17 protein-coding genes are annotated in these 17,285 nt (G+C 71.7%); 13 read left to right on the forward strand and 4 right to left on the reverse strand.

All coding sequences use genetic code 11. The annotated features are described in order from the left end of the window. The first annotated feature begins 33 nt into the window (after window positions 1-33). A complete protein-coding gene (locus K7854_RS09765) occupies window positions 34-432 on the forward strand; it encodes a RidA family protein (protein WP_226026005.1) in 399 nt (132 codons plus the stop codon). Then, entirely contained in the window at window positions 429-968 is a 540-nt protein-coding gene (locus tag K7854_RS09770; RefSeq protein ID WP_226026006.1) for a GNAT family N-acetyltransferase, read from the forward strand. Before K7854_RS09765 ends, K7854_RS09770 begins: the two co-directional genes overlap by 4 nt. Before the next feature lie 33 nt (window positions 969-1,001). On the opposite strand, the gene K7854_RS09775 is transcribed toward K7854_RS09770, so the two are convergent. Further along, window positions 1,002-1,595 (reverse strand): adenylosuccinate lyase, encoded by a 594-nt coding sequence (locus K7854_RS09775; protein ID WP_226026007.1) that lies wholly within the window; start codon window positions 1,593-1,595, stop codon window positions 1,002-1,004. A gap of 379 nt (window positions 1,596-1,974) precedes the next feature. Here K7854_RS09775 and K7854_RS09780 point away from each other — a divergent pair, with 379 nt between their 5' ends. The 9 genes from K7854_RS09780 (at window position 1,975) to pssA (ending at window position 12,820) form a co-directional block, all read left to right on the forward strand. After that, window positions 1,975-3,780, forward strand: coding sequence for a 3-hydroxyacyl-CoA dehydrogenase family protein (locus tag K7854_RS09780; protein WP_226026008.1), 1,806 nt, complete (start codon window positions 1,975-1,977; stop codon window positions 3,778-3,780). 136 nt (window positions 3,781-3,916) lie between these two features. Next, window positions 3,917-4,732 carry a TetR family transcriptional regulator gene (locus K7854_RS09785; RefSeq protein ID WP_142201185.1) on the forward strand — a complete coding sequence of 272 codons (816 nt, stop codon included), beginning with the start codon at window positions 3,917-3,919 and terminating at the stop codon, window positions 4,730-4,732. 335 nt (window positions 4,733-5,067) lie between these two features. Beyond that, window positions 5,068-6,411 carry a crotonyl-CoA carboxylase/reductase gene (ccrA, locus tag K7854_RS09790; RefSeq protein WP_226026009.1) on the forward strand — a complete coding sequence of 448 codons (1,344 nt, stop codon included), beginning with the start codon at window positions 5,068-5,070 and terminating at the stop codon, window positions 6,409-6,411. Between the two features lie 18 nt (window positions 6,412-6,429). Continuing rightward, on the forward strand, window positions 6,430-8,457 hold the full coding sequence (locus tag K7854_RS09795; RefSeq protein ID WP_226026010.1) for an ethylmalonyl-CoA mutase: 2,028 nt from the start codon (window positions 6,430-6,432) through the stop codon (window positions 8,455-8,457). Next, on the forward strand, window positions 8,454-9,428 hold the full coding sequence (locus K7854_RS09800; RefSeq protein ID WP_226026011.1) for an HpcH/HpaI aldolase/citrate lyase family protein: 975 nt from the start codon (window positions 8,454-8,456) through the stop codon (window positions 9,426-9,428). Before K7854_RS09795 ends, K7854_RS09800 begins: the two co-directional genes overlap by 4 nt. Before the next feature lie 5 nt (window positions 9,429-9,433). After that, complete coding sequence (locus tag K7854_RS09805; protein WP_226026012.1) at window positions 9,434-9,946, forward strand: MaoC family dehydratase; 513 nt, start codon at window positions 9,434-9,436, stop codon at window positions 9,944-9,946. Continuing rightward, the gene (locus K7854_RS09810; protein ID WP_226026013.1) at window positions 9,947-11,152 is read left to right on the forward strand and encodes an acyl-CoA dehydrogenase family protein; all 1,206 of its coding nucleotides are present in this window, start codon (window positions 9,947-9,949) and stop codon (window positions 11,150-11,152) included. Window positions 11,153-11,322: 170 nt separating this feature from the next. Further along, window positions 11,323-11,979, forward strand: a complete 657-nt coding sequence (locus K7854_RS09815; protein ID WP_059302681.1) for a phosphatidylserine decarboxylase — start codon at window positions 11,323-11,325, stop codon at window positions 11,977-11,979. A 22-nt stretch (window positions 11,980-12,001) separates the two neighbouring features. Then, complete coding sequence (gene pssA, locus K7854_RS09820; protein WP_030178550.1) at window positions 12,002-12,820, forward strand: CDP-diacylglycerol--serine O-phosphatidyltransferase; 819 nt, start codon at window positions 12,002-12,004, stop codon at window positions 12,818-12,820. 255 nt (window positions 12,821-13,075) lie between these two features. Here the strand turns inward: pssA and K7854_RS09825 are convergent, their stop codons facing one another. Then, window positions 13,076-14,200, reverse strand: a complete 1,125-nt coding sequence (locus K7854_RS09825) for a glycerate kinase (RefSeq protein WP_226026066.1) — start codon at window positions 14,198-14,200, stop codon at window positions 13,076-13,078. 202 nt (window positions 14,201-14,402) lie between these two features. Here K7854_RS09825 and K7854_RS09830 point away from each other — a divergent pair, with 202 nt between their 5' ends. Continuing rightward, window positions 14,403-14,897 carry an NUDIX domain-containing protein gene (locus K7854_RS09830; RefSeq protein ID WP_226026014.1) on the forward strand — a complete coding sequence of 165 codons (495 nt, stop codon included), beginning with the start codon at window positions 14,403-14,405 and terminating at the stop codon, window positions 14,895-14,897. 41 nt (window positions 14,898-14,938) lie between these two features. After that, a complete protein-coding gene (locus K7854_RS09835) occupies window positions 14,939-15,664 on the forward strand; it encodes an SIR2 family NAD-dependent protein deacylase (RefSeq protein WP_226026015.1) in 726 nt (241 codons plus the stop codon). A 28-nt stretch (window positions 15,665-15,692) separates the two neighbouring features. On the opposite strand, the gene K7854_RS09840 is transcribed toward K7854_RS09835, so the two are convergent. After that, the gene (locus K7854_RS09840) at window positions 15,693-16,562 is read right to left on the reverse strand and encodes an LLM class flavin-dependent oxidoreductase (protein ID WP_226026016.1); all 870 of its coding nucleotides are present in this window, start codon (window positions 16,560-16,562) and stop codon (window positions 15,693-15,695) included. Between the two features lie 199 nt (window positions 16,563-16,761). Further along, entirely contained in the window at window positions 16,762-17,256 is a 495-nt protein-coding gene (locus tag K7854_RS09845; RefSeq protein ID WP_226026017.1) for a methylated-DNA--[protein]-cysteine S-methyltransferase, read from the reverse strand. Window positions 17,257-17,285: the final 29 nt, after the last annotated feature.

Below are 17,285 nucleotides of genomic sequence, written 5' to 3' on the forward strand. Positions count from 1 at the left end.
GGCGTTGTCAGTGCCGTGGTCCACGATGGACCCATGAGTGAGCTGACCAGGATCCCCGCGCCCGAGGGCGTCGCGCCCGCCGCGCAGTACACCCATGTCGTCCTCGGCACCGGGCGGTTCGTGGCCGTCTCGGGGCAGCTCGCCCTGGACGAGGACGGCAGGGTGGTCGGCGAGGGCGACGCCGCGGCCCAGGCCCGCCAGGTCTTCGAGAACCTGCGCCGGTGCCTGGCCTCGGCCGGGGCGACCTTCGACGACGTGGTGAAGCTGACCTTCTTCGTGACGGACATGGCCCACATGGACGCGATCCGCGCGGCCCGCGCCGAGCACATACCGGACGACCGGCTGCCGGCCGCCTCGGCGGTGCAGGTGGGTGCCCTGGTCCGGCCGGAGTTCCTGATGGAGATCGAGGCGCTCGCGGTGGTGGCGCCGTGAGCGGACCGCAGGCGGGCGTGCGGGTGCGGGAGATGGTCCTCGCGGACTGCGACCGCGTGTCCCTGATCCGGGTCCGGGGCTGGCAGAGCGCCTACCGGGGCCTGATGCCGCAGCCGCACCTCGACGCGATGGACCCCGCCGCCGACGCCGAGCGGCGTCGCGCCCTGTTCGCCCGCGCCCCGGAGGGCGTGGTGAACCTGGTCGCCGAGGACGAGGGCGGCGAGGTAGTCGGCTGGGCCTGCCACGGTCCCTACCGGGACGGCGAGCAGCGCACCGCCGACGCCGAGTTGTACGCCGTCTACGTCGACCCCGCGCGGCTCGGCGCGGGCGTCGGGCGGGCTCTGCTCGCCGAGTCGGTGCGCCGGTGCGAGACCGCGGGACACCCCCGCATGCTCCTGTGGGTGCTCAAGGGCAACACCCGCGCCCGGCGCTTCTACGAGCGGGCGGGCTTTTGCCCCGACGGCGCCGAGGAACCGTACGAGGTGGACGGCGTCCCGGTGCCCGAGGTGCGCTACGCCCGGCCGCTGAGCGGCTGACTGCCCGTCACCGCCGCGGCGCCGGCCGGCCGCTCACCGCTGCCCCGGGATGCGCGCCAGCGCCCGCACCGCCGCCTCGGCCAGCGCCGGGTGGGCGAGGGCGTCGTTCAGGACGGGAGCGGCACGCTCGTCGCCGAGGGTGCCCAGGCCCTCGACGCAGGCGAGCGCGACCCGCCGGTACGGGTCGTGCGGGCGCAGCCGCCGCTCCAGGGTGGTGATCAGCGCGGGCACCGACTCCGGGGCCCGCAGCTCGGCCAGCAGCCGCACCGGGTGCAGGGCGTAGGCGACCCGCAGTTCATTGGTGGCGAGGGCCGCGGCGGCGCGGGCGGTGCGCGGGTCGCCGAGGCGGGCCAGGGCGTGGGCGGCCGAGGCGCAGCGCGGCGGGTCGCGGTGGTTGAGCAGGAGCACGAGCGATTCGAAGGCGCGCCGGTCGCCCGCCACGCCCAGCCGGAAGGCGGCCAGCTCCCGGGCCCACAGCGGGTGTCCCGGCTCGGTGAGCACGGCGGCCAGCTCGTCGAGGTCGCCGGTCGCCACGAGCCGGTCGTACACCGCCCGCGCCCCCGGAGCGCCGGACGCCACCGCCTCGGCCCGTGTGCGCTCCGTGAGCGCTCGCAACGCTTCGTCCATGACACCGAGGTTAGGGGCGTCACACCGGGCGTGGGACCTACATCACGAACACCGGGGGCTGGCGCGCTCGTTACCCGCGGGTTAACCTCAGACGAGCGGGTCACCCACCCGCAGCAACTCCTCACGGTGGTCTGGTGACGCAACCACCGGGAGGGCAGTCGGTCCGGTACCTCGGGTACCGCACCAGGACCCGGCCTCGGGACAGGGCCGGTCACCGGCCGCCGGGCGGGCGTGTGCGCCCTCCGCGACGGCACCGGGCGTGTGCGCCGTTCGAGCCCGGCAACACCCGCACTCCTTTCCTTCCTTCCCACGCACCCGGTGCGCCGCGTCGGCGCACCCGGGCGTGTTCCGTCGTCACCCTCATTCCTGGAGTCCCGCGATGGCCACTCCCCTGTCCGACACTCCTCTGTCCCCGCTCCAGACGGTCGCCGTGGTCGGCCTCGGCACGATGGGCACCGGCATCGCCGAGGTCCTGGCCGGGGCCGGCCGCGCGGTCGTCGGCATCGACGTCAGCGAGGCGCAGGCCGCCAGGGCGGTCGCCGCGCTGGAGTCCTCCACCGCCCGTGCCGTCGAGCGCGGGCGCCTGACCGAGCAGGAGCGCACCGCCGCCCTGGGCCGCGTCCGCACCTCCACCGACCTGAGCGCGGCCGCCGACGCCGACCTGGTGATCGAGGTGACCCCGGAGTCGTACGAGATCAAGCAGCGGGTCTTCCGGGAGCTGGACGGGATCGTGCGCCCGGAGGCGATCCTGGCGACCGGCACCAACGCGCTGTCCGTCACGCGCCTCGCGGCGGACTCGGCCCGCCCGGAGCGGGTGCTCGGCCTGCACTTCTTCAACCCGGCGCCGGCGATGAAGCTGGTGGAGGTCGTCTCCTCGGTGCTGACCGCGCCCGCCGCCGTCGCGGCCGTCACCGACCTCGCCCTGGACCTCGGCAAGGAGCCGGTCGCGGTCGGGGACCGGCCCGGTTTCGTCGCGGACGGGCTGCTGTTCGGCTACCTCAATCAGGCGGCCGCGATGTACGAGGCGAACTACGCCTCCCGTGAGGACATCGACGCCGCGATGCGGCTGGGCTGCGGACTGCCGATGGGGCCGCTGGCCCTGCTGGACCTGGTGGGCGTGGACACCGCGCGCACGGTCCTGGAGGCCATGTACGCCGCCTCCCACGACCGGCTGCACGCCCCCGCGCCGATCCTCAGACAGCTCAGCGAGGCGGGCCTGACGGGACGCAAGGCGGGGCGCGGCTTCTACACCTACGAGGCGCCCGGCAGCGCGGTGGCCGTGCCGGACGCGCTGACCCCGCGCGAGGGCGGCACCGCGGTCGCCGGGCGTCCGGTGCGCGCGGTGGGCGTGGCCGGTTCGGGCACCATGGCGTCCGGCATCGCGGAGGTGTTCGCCAAGGCCGGATACGAGGTGGTGCTGGCCGCCCGCAGCGCGGAGAAGGCGCAGACGGCCAAGGCGCGGATCGGGAAGTCCCTGTCCCGGTCGGTGGACAAGGGGCGCATGAGTGCCGAGGCCGCCGCGCACGCCCTGGAGCTGATCACGCCGACGGGCACGTACGACGACTTCGCCGACGTCGACCTGGCGGTGGAGGCCGTCGCCGAGGACCTGGAGGTCAAGCGGCAGCTGTTCGGCACGCTGGACAAGGTCTGCAAGCCCGGCGCGGTACTGGCCACCACCACGTCCTCGCTGCCGGTCGTGGCCTGCGCCCGCGCCACCTCGCGTCCGCAGGACGTGATCGGCATGCACTTCTTCAACCCGGCCCCGGCGATGAAGCTGGTCGAGGTGGTCCGCACGGTGCTGACCGCCGACGACGTGCACGCCACCGTCCACGAGGTCTGCGCCACCGTGCGCAAGCACGCCGTGGACTGCGGTGACCGGGCCGGGTTCATCGTGAACGCGCTGCTGTTCCCGTACCTCAACAACGCGGTCAAGATGGTGCAGGAGCACTACGCGACCCTGGACGACATCGACGCGGCGATGAAGCTGGGCGGCGGCTACCCGATGGGTCCGTTCGAACTGCTCGACGTGGTCGGACTCGACGTGTCGCTGGCCATCGAGAAGGTCCTGCACCGGGAGTTCCGCGACCCGGGCCTCGCCCCGGCGCCGCTGCTCGAGCACCTGGTGGCCGCGGGCTGCCTCGGCCGCAAGACGGGCCGCGGTTTCCGCGAGCATGCCCGCCGCTGACCGGCCGGGCGACTGGTTCGGGCCCGAGGAGGACTGGGGCGGGCTGCTCGGTCCGGCCGGGTCTCCCCCGCCCCCGGCGGGCGGGGGAATCCCCGGTCACGCGCATGATTGCGCCCGCATGCAGTACGTTCGGGTCATGTCCCAGCCCGCCAAGTCCTCACGTACCTCAGCCACGTCCGACGCGCCGGAGAGCGCGGCCGGCAGCCGAGCCGCCGCCCAGCGGCTCAAAATGCGCCGGGAACTGGCGGCGGCGGCGATGGAGCTGTTCGCGACCAAGGGGTACGAGGCGACCACCGTCGACGAGATCGCGGCCCAGGCCGGGGTCGCCCGCCGCACCTTCTTCCGCCACTTCCGTTCCAAGGAGGAGGCGATCTTCCCGGACCACGACGACACCCTGGTGCGCGCCGAGGCGGTGCTCAACGCGGCGCCCGCGCACGAGCATCCGCTCGACACGGTGTGCCGGGGCATCAAGGAAGTCATGAAGATGTACGCGGCCCGGCCGGAGATCTCGGTCGCCCGCTACAAGCTGACGCGCGAGGTGCCCACCCTGCGCGAGGCGGAGATCGCGTCGGTGGCCCGTTACGAGCGGCTGTTCACCCGCTATCTCCTCGGCCACTTCGACGAGCACGCGCACGACGACGACGCCAACGACGACCCGCTGCTCGCGGAGGTCGCGGCGTCCGCCGTGGTGACCGCGCACAACCACGTGCTGCGGCGCTGGCTGCGGGCCGACGGGCAGGGCGACGTGGAGGCCGAGCTGGACCACGCCTTCGCGATCGTGCGCAAGACCTTCGGCACCGGCATCGGGGCGGGGCGCGGCACGGCCTCCACCGGGCGCCCGGCCGCCTCCTCGGCCTCCGTGCAGGGCGAGGTGCTCGTGACGGTGGCGCGCACCGACGCACCGCTGCACGAGGTCATGCGCACCATCGAACAAGCCCTCAAGGAGCGCTGACCGGCCCCTCCGCCCGCGTACCGCGCTGTGACGACGGCCACCCGCCGGGTGGCCGTTTTTGCATGTCGGCGCCCCTTTTCCGCCTCCGGTTGGGGGCGATTCGATCGATCATCGCTCATCTGTCGGGTAAAGAATTCATCTGAGATCAATTTCTGACACTCAGTGCCTTGCGGGGTGACACGCGGTGCCATACGTTGAAGGTGTTCGGGCTGTCCCCGCACCTCATCCCCTGCGCGTCCGAACGCCTGCGTCACAGGCACACACCCTCACCTCAACAGCACCGACGTACCCCTCAGCGCCCCTCCCTCAGGGCGCTCACCGCCGGAGGCAACACCGTGACCGTGAAGGACATCCTGGACGCGATCCAGTCGCCCGACTCCACGCCGGCCGACATCGCCGCACTGCCGCTCCCCGAGTCGTACCGCGCGATCACCGTGCACAAGGACGAGACGGAGATGTTCGCGGGCCTGGAGACCCGCGACAAGGACCCCCGCAAGTCGATCCACCTGGACGACGTGCCGGTGCCCGAGCTGGGCCCGGGCGAGGCCCTGGTGGCCGTCATGGCCTCCTCGGTCAACTACAACTCGGTGTGGACCTCGATCTTCGAGCCGCTGTCCACCTTCGGGTTCCTGGAGCGCTACGGCAGGGTCAGCGACCTCGCCAAGCGCCACGACCTGCCGTACCACGTCATCGGCTCCGACCTCGCGGGCGTCGTCCTGCGCACCGGCCCGGGCGTCAACGCCTGGCAGCCCGGCGACGAGGTCGTCGCGCACTGCCTCTCCGTCGAGCTGGAGTCGTCCGACGGCCACAACGACACGATGCTCGACCCCGAGCAGCGGATCTGGGGCTTCGAGACCAACTTCGGCGGCCTCGCCGAGATCGCGCTGGTCAAGTCCAACCAGCTGATGCCGAAGCCGGACCACCTCAGCTGGGAGGAGGCCGCCGCCCCCGGCCTGGTCAACTCCACCGCGTACCGGCAGCTGGTCTCCCGCAACGGCGCCGGCATGAAGCAGGGCGACAACGTCCTCATCTGGGGCGCCAGCGGCGGACTCGGCTCCTACGCCACCCAGTTCGCCCTCGCCGGCGGCGCCAACCCGATCTGCGTCGTCTCCTCGCCGCAGAAGGCGGAGATCTGCCGCTCGATGGGCGCCGACGCGATCATCGACCGCAACGCCGAGGGCTACCGGTTCTGGAAGGACGAGCAGACCCAGGACCCGAAGGAGTGGAAGCGCTTCGGCAAGCGCATCCGCGAACTCACCGGCGGCGAGGACATCGACATCGTCTTCGAGCACCCCGGCCGCGAGACCTTCGGCGCCTCCGTCTTCGTCACCCGCAAGGGCGGCACCATCACCACCTGCGCCTCGACCTCGGGCTACATGCACGAGTACGACAACCGCTACCTGTGGATGTCCCTGAAGCGCATCATCGGCTCCCACTTCGCCAACTACCGCGAGGCCTGGGAGGCCAACCGCCTCATCGCCAAGGGCAAGATCCACCCCACGCTGTCCAAGGTGTACGCCCTGGAGGACACCGGCCAGGCGGCGTACGACGTCCACCGCAACCTCCACCAGGGCAAGGTCGGCGTGCTGTGCCTGGCCCCCGAGGAGGGCCTGGGCGTGCGCGACCAGGACAAGCGCGCGAAGCACCTCGACGCCATCAACCGCTTCCGGAACATCTGACGGCGACGGAGGCCACACATGACTGAGCGTCAGAAGGACCGGCCGTGGCTCATGCGCACCTACGCCGGCCACTCCACGGCCGAGGCGTCCAACGAGCTGTACCGGCGCAACCTGGCCAAGGGCCAGACGGGTCTGTCGGTCGCCTTCGACCTGCCGACCCAGACCGGCTACGACTCCGACCACGTCCTCGCCCGCGGCGAGGTCGGCCGGGTCGGGGTGCCGGTCGCGCACCTCGGTGACATGCGCAGGCTGTTCCAGGACATCCCCCTGGAGCAGATGAACACCTCGATGACCATCAACGCCACGGCCATGTGGCTGCTGGCGCTCTACCAGGTCGTCGCCGAGGAGCAGGGCGCCGATATCACCAAGCTCCAGGGCACGACCCAGAACGACATCGTCAAGGAGTACCTGTCCCGGGGGACGCACGTCTTCCCGCCGGGGCCCTCGCTCCGCCTGACGACCGACATGATCGCGTACACGGTCTCCCACCTGCCCAAGTGGAACCCGATCAACATCTGCAGCTACCACCTGCAGGAGGCGGGCGCCACGCCGGTGCAGGAGATCGCGTACGCGATGTCCACCGCGATCGCCGTGCTCGACGCGGTGCGCGACAGCGGTCAGGTGCCGCAGGAGCGGATGGGCGACGTGGTCGGCCGCATCTCCTTCTTCGTCAACGCGGGCGTCCGCTTCGTCGAGGAGATGTGCAAGATGCGCGCCTTCGGCCTCATCTGGGACCGCGTCACCCGCGAGCGGTACGGCATCGAGAACCCCAAGCACCGCCGCTTCCGCTACGGCGTCCAGGTCAACTCCCTCGGTCTGACCGAGGCGCAGCCGGAGAACAACGTCCAGCGGATCGTCCTGGAGATGCTGGCCGTGACACTCTCCAAGGACGCACGCGCGCGTGCCGTGCAGTTGCCGGCCTGGAACGAGGCGCTGGGCCTGCCCCGCCCCTGGGACCAGCAGTGGTCGCTGCGCATCCAGCAGGTGCTGGCGCACGAGAGCGACCTGCTGGAGTACGAGGACCTCTTCGAGGGCTCCAAGGTGGTCGAGGCGAAGGTCGACGAGCTGGCCGGGGCGGCCTGCGCGGAGATGGAGCGCATCCAGGAGATGGGCGGCGTGATGGCCGCCGTCGAGTCCGGCTACCTCAAGTCCCAGCTGGTCGCCTCGCACGCCGAGCGCCGGGCCCGGATCGAATCGGGCGAGGAGAAGATCATCGGTGTCAACGCCTTCGAGGGCACCGAGCCCAACCCGCTCACCGCCGACCTGGACACCGCGATCCAGACGGTCGACCCGGCGGTGGAGGCCCGCGTCATCGCCTCGCTGCAGAACTGGCGGGACACCCGCTACCAGCCGCCCTTCAACCACCCGCGCCCCTGCAAGGCCCTGGAGAAGCTGAAGGAGGCGGCGCGCGGCACCGGCAACCTCATGGAGGCCACCCTGGAGTGCGCCCGCGCCGGCGCCACCACCGGCGAGTGGGCCGGGGCGCTGCGCGAGGTGTTCGGCGAGTTCCGGGCGCCGACCGGGGTGTCCTCGGCGCCGGTCGCGGTCACCGCCGAGGAGGGCTCGGCCCTGTCCGAGGTGCGCCGCAAGGTGGAACTGACGGCCAAGGAGATGGGCGTCGGCAAGCTCCGCTTCCTGGTCGGCAAGCCCGGCCTGGACGGCCACTCCAACGGGGCCGAGCAGATCGCCGTCCGGGCCCGCGACGCCGGGTTCGAGGTGGTCTACCAGGGCATCCGGCTCACCCCGGAGCAGATCGTGGACGCCGCCCTCGCCGAGGACGTGCACGCGGTGGGCCTGTCCATCCTGTCCGGCTCGCACGCCCAACTGGTGCCGGACGTGCTCGAACGGCTCCGTGTGGCCGGTGCCACAGATATACCGGTGATCGCCGGTGGCATCATCCCGAACGGTGACGCCGAGGAACTGCGGGCCGCGGGAGTGGCCGCGGTCTTCACCCCGAAGGACTTCGACATCACCGGCATCATCGGCCGGATCGTCGACGAGATCCGGAACGCGAACAAGCTCGACCCCCTGGAGGTCCCCGCATGACCAGCCCCGCTCCCCAGGTCAACCGCCTGCGCCCCCGGCGCTCCTGCCTGGCGGTACCGGGTTCCAACCCGCGCTTCCTGGAGAAGGCCCAGGGCCTCCCCGCCGACCAGGTCTTCCTGGACCTGGAGGACGCCTGCGCGCCGCTCGCCAAGCCCGAGGCGCGGCACACCATCGTCAAGTTCCTCAACGAGGGCGACTGGACCGGCAAGACCCGCGTCGTGCGCGTCAACGACTGGACGACCGAGTGGACGTACCGGGACGTCGTGACGGTGGTGGAGGGCGCCGGCCCGAACCTGGACTGCATCATGCTCCCGAAGGTCCAGGACGCCCAGCAGGTCGTGGCGCTCGACCTCCTCCTCACCCAGATCGAGAAGACGATGGGCTTCGAGGTCGGCCGGATCGGCATCGAGGCGCAGATCGAGAACGCGCGGGGCCTGAACAACGTCAACGAGATCGCCCAGGCCAGCCCGCGCGTGGAGACCATCATCTTCGGCCCGGCCGACTTCATGGCGTCCATCAACATGAAGTCCCTGGTCGTGGGCGAGCAGCCGCCCGGCTACCCGGCGGACGCCTACCACTACATCCTGATGAAGATCCTTATGGCCGCCCGCGCCAACGACCTCCAGGCGATCGACGGCCCCTACCTGCAGATCCGCAACGTCGACGGCTACCGCGAGGTCGCCCGGCGCGCCGCCGCCCTCGGCTTCGACGGCAAGTGGGTGCTGCACCCGGGCCAGGTCGAGGCGTCCAACGAGATCTTCTCGCCCTCCCAGGAGGACTACGACCACGCCGAGCTGATCCTGGACGCGTACGACTACTACACCTCCGAGGCGGGCGGCAAGAAGGGCTCCGCGATGCTCGGCGACGAGATGATCGACGAGGCCAGCCGCAAGATGGCGCTGGTCATCTCCGGCAAGGGACGGGCGGCCGGCATGCGGCGCACGTCGAAGTTCGAGACCCCGGAGGGCTGAGCGCCATGCAGTTCGGACGCACCTACGAGGAGTTCGAGGTCGGGGCGACGTACAAGCACTGGCCGGGCAAGACGGTCACGGAGTACGACGACCACCTGTTCTGTCTCCTCACCATGAACCACCACCCGCTCCACATGGACGCCAACTACGCCGAGGGGACGACGGACTTCGGCAAGAACGTGGTGGTCGGCAACTACATCTACTCGCTCCTGCTCGGCATGTCCGTCCCGGACGTCTCCGGCAAGGCGATCGCCAACCTGGAGATCGAGTCGCTCAAGCACGTGGCCCCGACCTTCCACGGCGACACGATCTACGGCCAGACCACCGTGCTCGACAAGTGGCCGTCCAAGTCGAAGGACGACCGCGGCATCGTCCACGTCGAGACCAAGGGCTACAAGCAGGACGGCACGCTGGTCTGCGTCTTCCGCCGCAAGGTGATGGTGCCGACCGAGACGTACGTCAAGGAGCGCGGCGGCGAGCAGCCGGGCCGCCCCGAGCTGAAGGAACAGGGGAAGTAGATGAGCCGTCTCGCCCAGACCCACGGTCTCACGGACGTCCAGCGGGAGATCCTCTCCACCGTCCGGGACTTCGTGGACAAGGAGATCATCCCGGTCGCCACCGAGCTGGAACACCGCGACGAGTACCCGCAGGACATCGTCGACGGACTGAAGGAACTCGGCCTGTTCGGGCTGATGATCCCCGAGGAGTACGGGGGCCTGGGCGAGTCGCTGCTGACCTACGCCCTGTGCGTGGAGGAGATCGCCCGGGGCTGGATGTCGGTGTCCGGCATCATCAACACGCACTTCATCGTGGCGTACATGCTCAAGCAGCACGGCACGCAGGAGCAGAAGGACCACTTCCTGCCCCGCATGGCCGCCGGCGACGTCCGGGGCGCCTTCTCGATGTCCGAGCCGGCGCTGGGCTCCGACGTCTCGGCGATCTCCTCCAAGGCGGTGAAGGACGGCGAGGAGTACGTCCTGAACGGCCAGAAGATGTGGCTGACGAACGGCGGGACGTCGTCGCTGGTCGCCGTCCTGGTCCGCAGTGACGAGGGTCACCCCGAGGGCACCGCGCCGCACAAGTCGATGACGACCTTCCTGGTGGAGAAGGAGCCGGGCTTCGGCGAGGTCCGCCCGGGTCTGACCATCCCCGGCAAGATCGACAAGATGGGCTACAAGGGCGTCGACACCACCGAGCTGATCATGGACGGCCTGCGCGTTCCGGCCGACCGGGTGCTCGGCGGCGTCACCGGCCGAGGTTTTTACCAAATGATGGACGGCGTCGAGGTCGGCCGCGTCAATGTGGCGGCGCGTGGCTGCGGCGTCGCTCAGCGTGCCTTCGAGCTGGGTGTCCAGTACGCCCAGCAGCGTCATACTTTCGGCAAGCAGATCGCCCGGCACCAGGCCATCCAGTTCAAGCTCGCGGAGATGGCTACCAAGGTGGAGGCGGCGCATGCGATGATGGTGAACGCTGCACGCAAAAAGGACTCGGGCGAACGAAACGACCTGGAAGCGGGGATGGCCAAGTACCTCGCCTCCGAGTACTGCAAGGAGGTCGTGGAGGACGCCTTCCGGATCCACGGCGGGTACGGCTTCTCCAAGGAGTACGAGATCGAGCGCCTCTACCGCGAGGCGCCGATGCTGCTCATCGGTGAAGGCACCGCCGAGATCCAGAAAATGATCATCGGCCGCCGACTGCTCGAAGAGTATCGATTCCAGGGTTAGATGTCCGGATACGGGGTGTTTTCTTGGAGAAGAAGGTCACACCCCGTAGGCAGTGTTCGGCCGCCGACTCGGCTTCCTGGCTTACCCAGTTGCGGCGCGGAGCCGCTACGATCGCCGGAAAGCCGCCGTCCCCCGTCAGAGCGCGGCATCATCCGCTACGAAGGTCATCCATGCCCCACAGCCAAACCTCTGCACCTCGCGACAGCCTGGCCGGCGTACGCCTCGCGCGCGGAGCATCGCCGTGGCTTCTGCCGACCGTCGCCACCGCAGCCGTCAGCCTCCTGCGCGCCCGCCGTTCCGGCGCCGCCAAGGCCGTCGCCGTCCCCGCCACCGCGCTCGCGGCGGGGATGCTGTGGTTCTTCCGCGACCCCGAGCGCGAGATCACCCAGGGCCGGGTCGTCTCGCCCGCCGACGGTGTGGTGCAGAGCATCATGCCGTGGAAGGACGGCCGCACCCGCGTCGCGATCTTCATGAGCCCGCTCAACGTCCACGTCAACCGCGCCCCGCTGGCGGGCACGGTGACGTCGGTCGAGCACGTGCCGGGCGGCTTCGTTCCCGCTTTCAACAAGGAGAGCGAGAACAACGAGCGCGTCGTGTGGCACTTCGACACCGAGCTGGGCGACATCGAGATGATCCAGATCGCCGGCGCGGTGGCCCGCCGCATCGTCCCCTACGTGCCGCAGGGCACCAAGGTCGAGCAGGGCGAGCGGGTCGGTCTGATCCGCTTCGGCTCGCGCGTCGACCTGTACCTGCCGGAGGGCGTCGAGGTGGATGTCGAGGTGGGTCAGAAGACGGTGGCTGGGGTGACTCGAATTGACCGTGGTTGATCCGCAGACCCAGGCCGGATGGGTGCCGGAGGCCGACGAGGTGGACGACGAGGAGGAGATGCCGCTCTCGCTCCGCCTGTCGATAGCCGACACGCTCACGCTCGGCAACGCCACGTGCGGCTTCATGGCGGTGTACTTCACCACCACCGGCATCCTCATCCCGCACCTCATGGGCAGCGACGAGTCGGGCATGGCCCGGCACAGCGCGGCCACCGCGGTCATCCTGATGCTGTGCGCGGCGATCTTCGACCTGTTCGACGGTCTGGTCGCCCGCAAGCTGCGGTCGTCGCCCATGGGCGCGGAGCTGGACAACCTCTCCGACCTGATCAGCTTCGGCCTCGCGCCCGCGTACTTCGTCCTCGTCTACGGCATGGTCGCGGACGACGCCTACCAGCGGGTGGCGGCGGTGGGGGCGATCGTGGTGCTGCTGGCGGTGGTGCTGCGGCTCGCGCGGTTCTCCTGCGTCACGGTCAAGGACGGCACGTTCCAGGGCATGCCGTCGCCGTTCGGCGCGCTGACGGTGGTCTCCATCGTGCTGCTGGAGCTGCCGTTCGTGGCGACGCTGCTGGCGATCCTCGGCACCGCCTGGCTGATGGTGAGCCGGGTCGAGTACCCGAAGCCGCGGGGGCGCCTCGCCGTGGCGATGCTGTCGTGGATCGTCCTGTCGATGGGGCTGCTGGCCGGCTGGGCGTTCGACGCGCCGAGCGGGCAGCTGCTGCTGCAGACGGGGTGTGCGTTGCAGTTGGTGATGGGGGCGGTGATCCCCCTGTTCGCCACGGCTCGCCGGGTGAACAATTTCCGTGACAACCGGCGGGAGGCGCGGGCCGCGCAGCTTCCGTGACGTCTGACTGTCGGTGGGCCCCGGACCCGGGTTGGGTTCGGGGCCCTCCGCTTTTTCGGCGCCCGGTGTCGGTGCGGGCGTCCCTGGGGGCTCCGCCCCCAGACCCCCGGGCCTATGCCCACCCACCACCGACTCGGCGGGGTTCTCCAGCCCGTCCGGCGTTTGAGGACGAGGCCCGTTCAGGGCCGAAACGGGGGTCTGGGGGCAGAGCCCCCAGGGTCGGGAACGGGAAGGGGCGGCGGGGGCGAAACTCCCCTACGCGACGAAGTCCCGCGCGATCGACTCCGCCACCCGCTCCAGAATGGGCCCGGCATCCGCGATGCACTTCGCTACATCCGGCTCCGCATCCGTCAGCGGATACGCCCGCCGGATCCCGGCCCGCCCCAGCACCTCCGGCGCCAGCGCGAGCCGCCCGCACACCGCGACGACCTCCTTGCCCGCGGCCCGCGCCGCCGCCGCGACCCCCGCCGGTGCCTTGCCGTGCAGGGTCTGCTCGTCCAGCGAGCCCTCCCCGGTGATCACCAGGTCCGCCCGCTCCAGCGCCGGCGCGAAGCCCAGCACGTCCAGCATCACCTCGATGCCGGGCCGGAACCGGGCCCCCAGCAGCATCGCGCCGAAGCCGATGCCGCCCGCCGCGCCCGCGCCCGGGGACGCGGCGTACTCGGCGGCCCGCGCGCCCACGCCCTCCGTCCCCTCCAGCACCTTCGCGAAGTGCGCGAGGGCCGCGTCCAGGGCCGTCACGTCGTCCGGCGTGGCGCCCTTCTGGGGGCCGTAGACCGCCGGGGCGCCCTTCGGTCCCGTCAGCGGATTGTCGACGTCGCTGGCGAGCACCAGCTCCACCTCGGACAGCCGGGGGTCGAGGCCCGACAGATCGGCCGAGGCCAGGCCGGCGAGACCGCCCCCGCCCGGCGCGACCGGCTCCCCGTCCCCGTCCAGGAACCGGGCGCCCAGCGCGGCCAGCATCCCGGCGCCGCCGTCCGTGGTGGCGCTGCCGCCGACCCCGAACACGATCGTGCGCGCCCCCGCGTCCAGCGCGGCCCGCAGCAGCTCGCCGGAACCGTACGTCGACGACGTCAGCGGTGCGAGGACGCCCTCCGGGAGCCGCTGGAGGCCGCTGGCCTCGGCCATCTCGACCACCGCGGTGCCCTCGCGCAGCGCGTACGCCGCCGTCACCTCGTCACCGAGCGGCCCGGCGACCCGCACCTCCCGGCGCTCGAACCCGGCCGCCACCGCGGCGGCCACCGTGCCGTCGCCGCCGTCGGCGACGGGCAGCGCCGCCACGGCGAGGTCCGGCACGACCCGGCGCAGTCCGGCCGTCACCCGCCGGGCGACCTCGACGGCCGTCAGCGAACCCTTGAACTTGTCCGCGGCGACGAGCACCCGGCGGGCCCCGTCCACTGCAGCGTCAGCCACCTTGATCTCCCCTTGCTCTCCGAGCCTTGCGCACGTCAAGGCAGTCGCGCCGCTGCGACCCTAACCGGAGGACACCCGCGCCGTCATGCCCTGCCCACACCGTGGAACCCGCCGTGTGCCCGGCCGCGGAGTGCGCCGGACCCGGCGCCGGGCTCGTTAGGCTTCCGGGATGAGCACTGCTGACTACGCCACCTACATCGCCGGTCTGCCCCGCGTCCTGGCCGGCGCCGCCGCGGTCTTCCGGGACGCCGGGGGCCGGGTGCTGCTCGTCGAACCCAACTACCGCGAGGGGTGGACGCTGCCGGGCGGGACCATCGAGTCCGACGCCGGGGAGACCCCGCGGCGGGGCGCGTGGCGGGAGACGCTGGAGGAGATCGGCCTCGACGCGCGGATCGGCCGGCTGCTCGCGGTGGACTGGTCCAGCGGTGCGGGCCGGCCGCCGATCGTGGCGTACCTGTACGACGGCGGGGTGCTGTCGGAGGACGACCTCAAGGCGATCCGGCTGCAGGAGGAGGAGCTGCTGTCCTGGCGGCTGGTGCCGCGCGAGGAACTCGGCGACCACCTGCTCGGTTCCCTGCACGGCCGGGTGCTGGCCGCGCTGGACGTGCTGGCGGACGGCTCCGGCACGGCCGAGCTGGAGGACGGCGTACGGGTCGACCGGTAAAACGTTCGCCGGACACCTACCGGCGCCCTACCCTCGACCGCATGACCGGCAAGCCCCTCGTCGCCATCCTCAGCGGTGCCGGCGTCTCGACCGACTCCGGCATCCCCGACTACCGCGGCCCGAACGGGCTGTGGCGGCGCGACCCGGAGGCCGAGAAGCTCGTCACCTACGAGTACTACATGGCCGATCCGGAGATCAGGCGGCGCTCCTGGCTGATGCGCCGCGACAGTGCGGCGCTGCACGCCGAGCCGAACGCGGCGCACCGTGCGGTGGCCGAGCTGGAGCGGCGCGGGGTGCCGGTCCGGGTGATCACACAGAACGTGGACGGTCTGCACCAGCTCGCCGGGCTCTCCGCCCGCAAGGTGCTCGAACTGCACGGCACCGCCCGCGCCTGCGTGTGCACCGGTTGCGGGGCCCGGGGACCGATGGCGGACGTCCTCGCCCGGGTCGAGGCCGGGGAGGACGACCCGCCGTGTCCGGACTGCGGCGGCATCCTGAAGCCGGCGACCGTGATGTTCGGCGAGCGCCTCGACCCGGTGGTGCTGGGCGAGGCGGTCGCCATCAGCGAGGCGTGCCAGGTCTTCGTCGCCGTCGGCACCAGCCTCCAGGTGCACCCCGCCGCCGGGCTGGCCGGTGTCGCCGTCGAGCACGGGGCCCGGCTGGTCGTGGTCAACGCGGAGCCGACGCCTTACGACGAGCTGGCCGACGAGGTGGTCCGGGAGCCGATCGGCTCAGCCCTGCCCGAGCTGCTGCGCGGGCTGGGCTGAGCCGCGTCGTCACGAGGACGGTCGGAAGTCAGAACAGGGTGTCGGCGAGGCGCTCGACCTGGTCGGGGTCCGAGGACCAGCAGTAGAGCACGACCTCGTCGGCGCCGATGCCGCGGAAGGCGTCGACGGCCGAGCGGATCTCCCGCGCGGTGGTGAGCAGGCCCTTGGTCATGTACTCGGCGCGCCCGGTGAAGGCGTAGTAGTCGCCGAGCGCCCGGCGGGCCCGCTCCACGGTGGCGTCGGGGCCGAGGGCCACGCTGGCCTGGGCGACCAGGTGCGGCCGCCCGGGCCGGTCGTACCGCTGCCAGACCGCCTCGGCCTGGCGGAACAGGCCGCTCATGTGCGCGGCGGGCAGCGCAGCGCCGAGGAACCCGTCGCCGAAGCGGCCGACCCGCTCCAGCGCGGCCGGGGCGAAGCCGCCGAACAGCACCCGCGGGCCGCCGGGCGTCGCGGGGCGGGGCCCGATGGGGCCGACGTCGCGGCCGTAGGGCTCGCCGTCCCAGGTACGGCGCAGGAGGGTCATCTGCTCGTCGAGGCGGCGGCCCCGGCGGTGCAGGTCGATGCCGGCGGCGAGGCAGTCGTCGGCCCGCCCGCCGACTCCGATGCCGAGGGTGAAGCGGCCGCCCGACAGCCGGTCCAGGGTGGCGGTCTGCTTGGCGAGCAGTGCGGTGTTGTGGACGGGGGCGATCAGTACCTCGGTCTGCAGGCGGATGCGGGAGGTGGCGCCCGCCAGGGTCGCGAGGGTGATCAGTGGTTCGGGGTTGTCGTAGACGAGCCGGTCGAGCAGGCCGAGTGTGCTGAAGGGGAGCGCGTCGGCGCGCCGGGCCCAGCTCAGCAGCAGCGCGGGGTCGTCGACGGGGAGGCCGAGACCGACGGGCAGGGGGTGCGTGGGATGCATGGGTGCAGTCCTCCGGAGGGCATGGCGAATACTGCGCCGCCCCTCCGTGGCTCCGGGCTGCCGTGCGCGGGCCTGCTCCCCATCTGCGGCATCGTTCGGGAGAGCGTGGTCGTCGAAGTCCGGTGAGCGTAACGGGCCCGGCGGCGGGCGGGCAACGCGTTTCCGGCCCGGACCCGCGGCCGGGAGCTGCGGCCCGCGTCTAGAAGAGCGGCTCCGGTCCCGCCGCACCCCGTTCGAAGTCCAGCAGCCGCTGCTTGCGCGCCAGGCCGCCGCCGTAGCCGGTGAGGCCGCCGCTCGCGCCGATGACGCGGTGGCAGGGGACGATGATGCCGATCGGGTTGCGGCCGTTGGCGAGGCCCACCGCGCGGGAGGCGGCCGGGTTGCCGAGGGCCGCGGCGAGTTCGCCGTAGGTGCGGGTCTCGCCGTAGGGGATCTGCTGGAGCTGGGCCCAGACGGTGCGCTGGAACGGGGTGCCGTTCAGCCGCAGGCCGACGGTGAAGTCCTTCAGTTCGCCGGTGAAGTAGGCCTCCAGCTGTTCCTCGGTCTCGGCGAAGGGGCGTTCGTCGCGCTCGCCGAAGGTCTCCTCCGGCGGGCGGTGGCGCTGGTCGGTCATGTAGAGGCCGCACAGGGTGCCGTCCTCGGCGACGAGGGTGAGGGCGCCGTAGGGGCTGTCGATCACGGTGTGCTGTTTCACGGGTTTCGCTCCGGTTCCTGAAACGGGCT

This window comes from Streptomyces hyderabadensis (assembly GCF_020404845.1).
Lineage (GTDB): Bacteria > Actinomycetota > Actinomycetes > Streptomycetales > Streptomycetaceae > Streptomyces > Streptomyces hyderabadensis.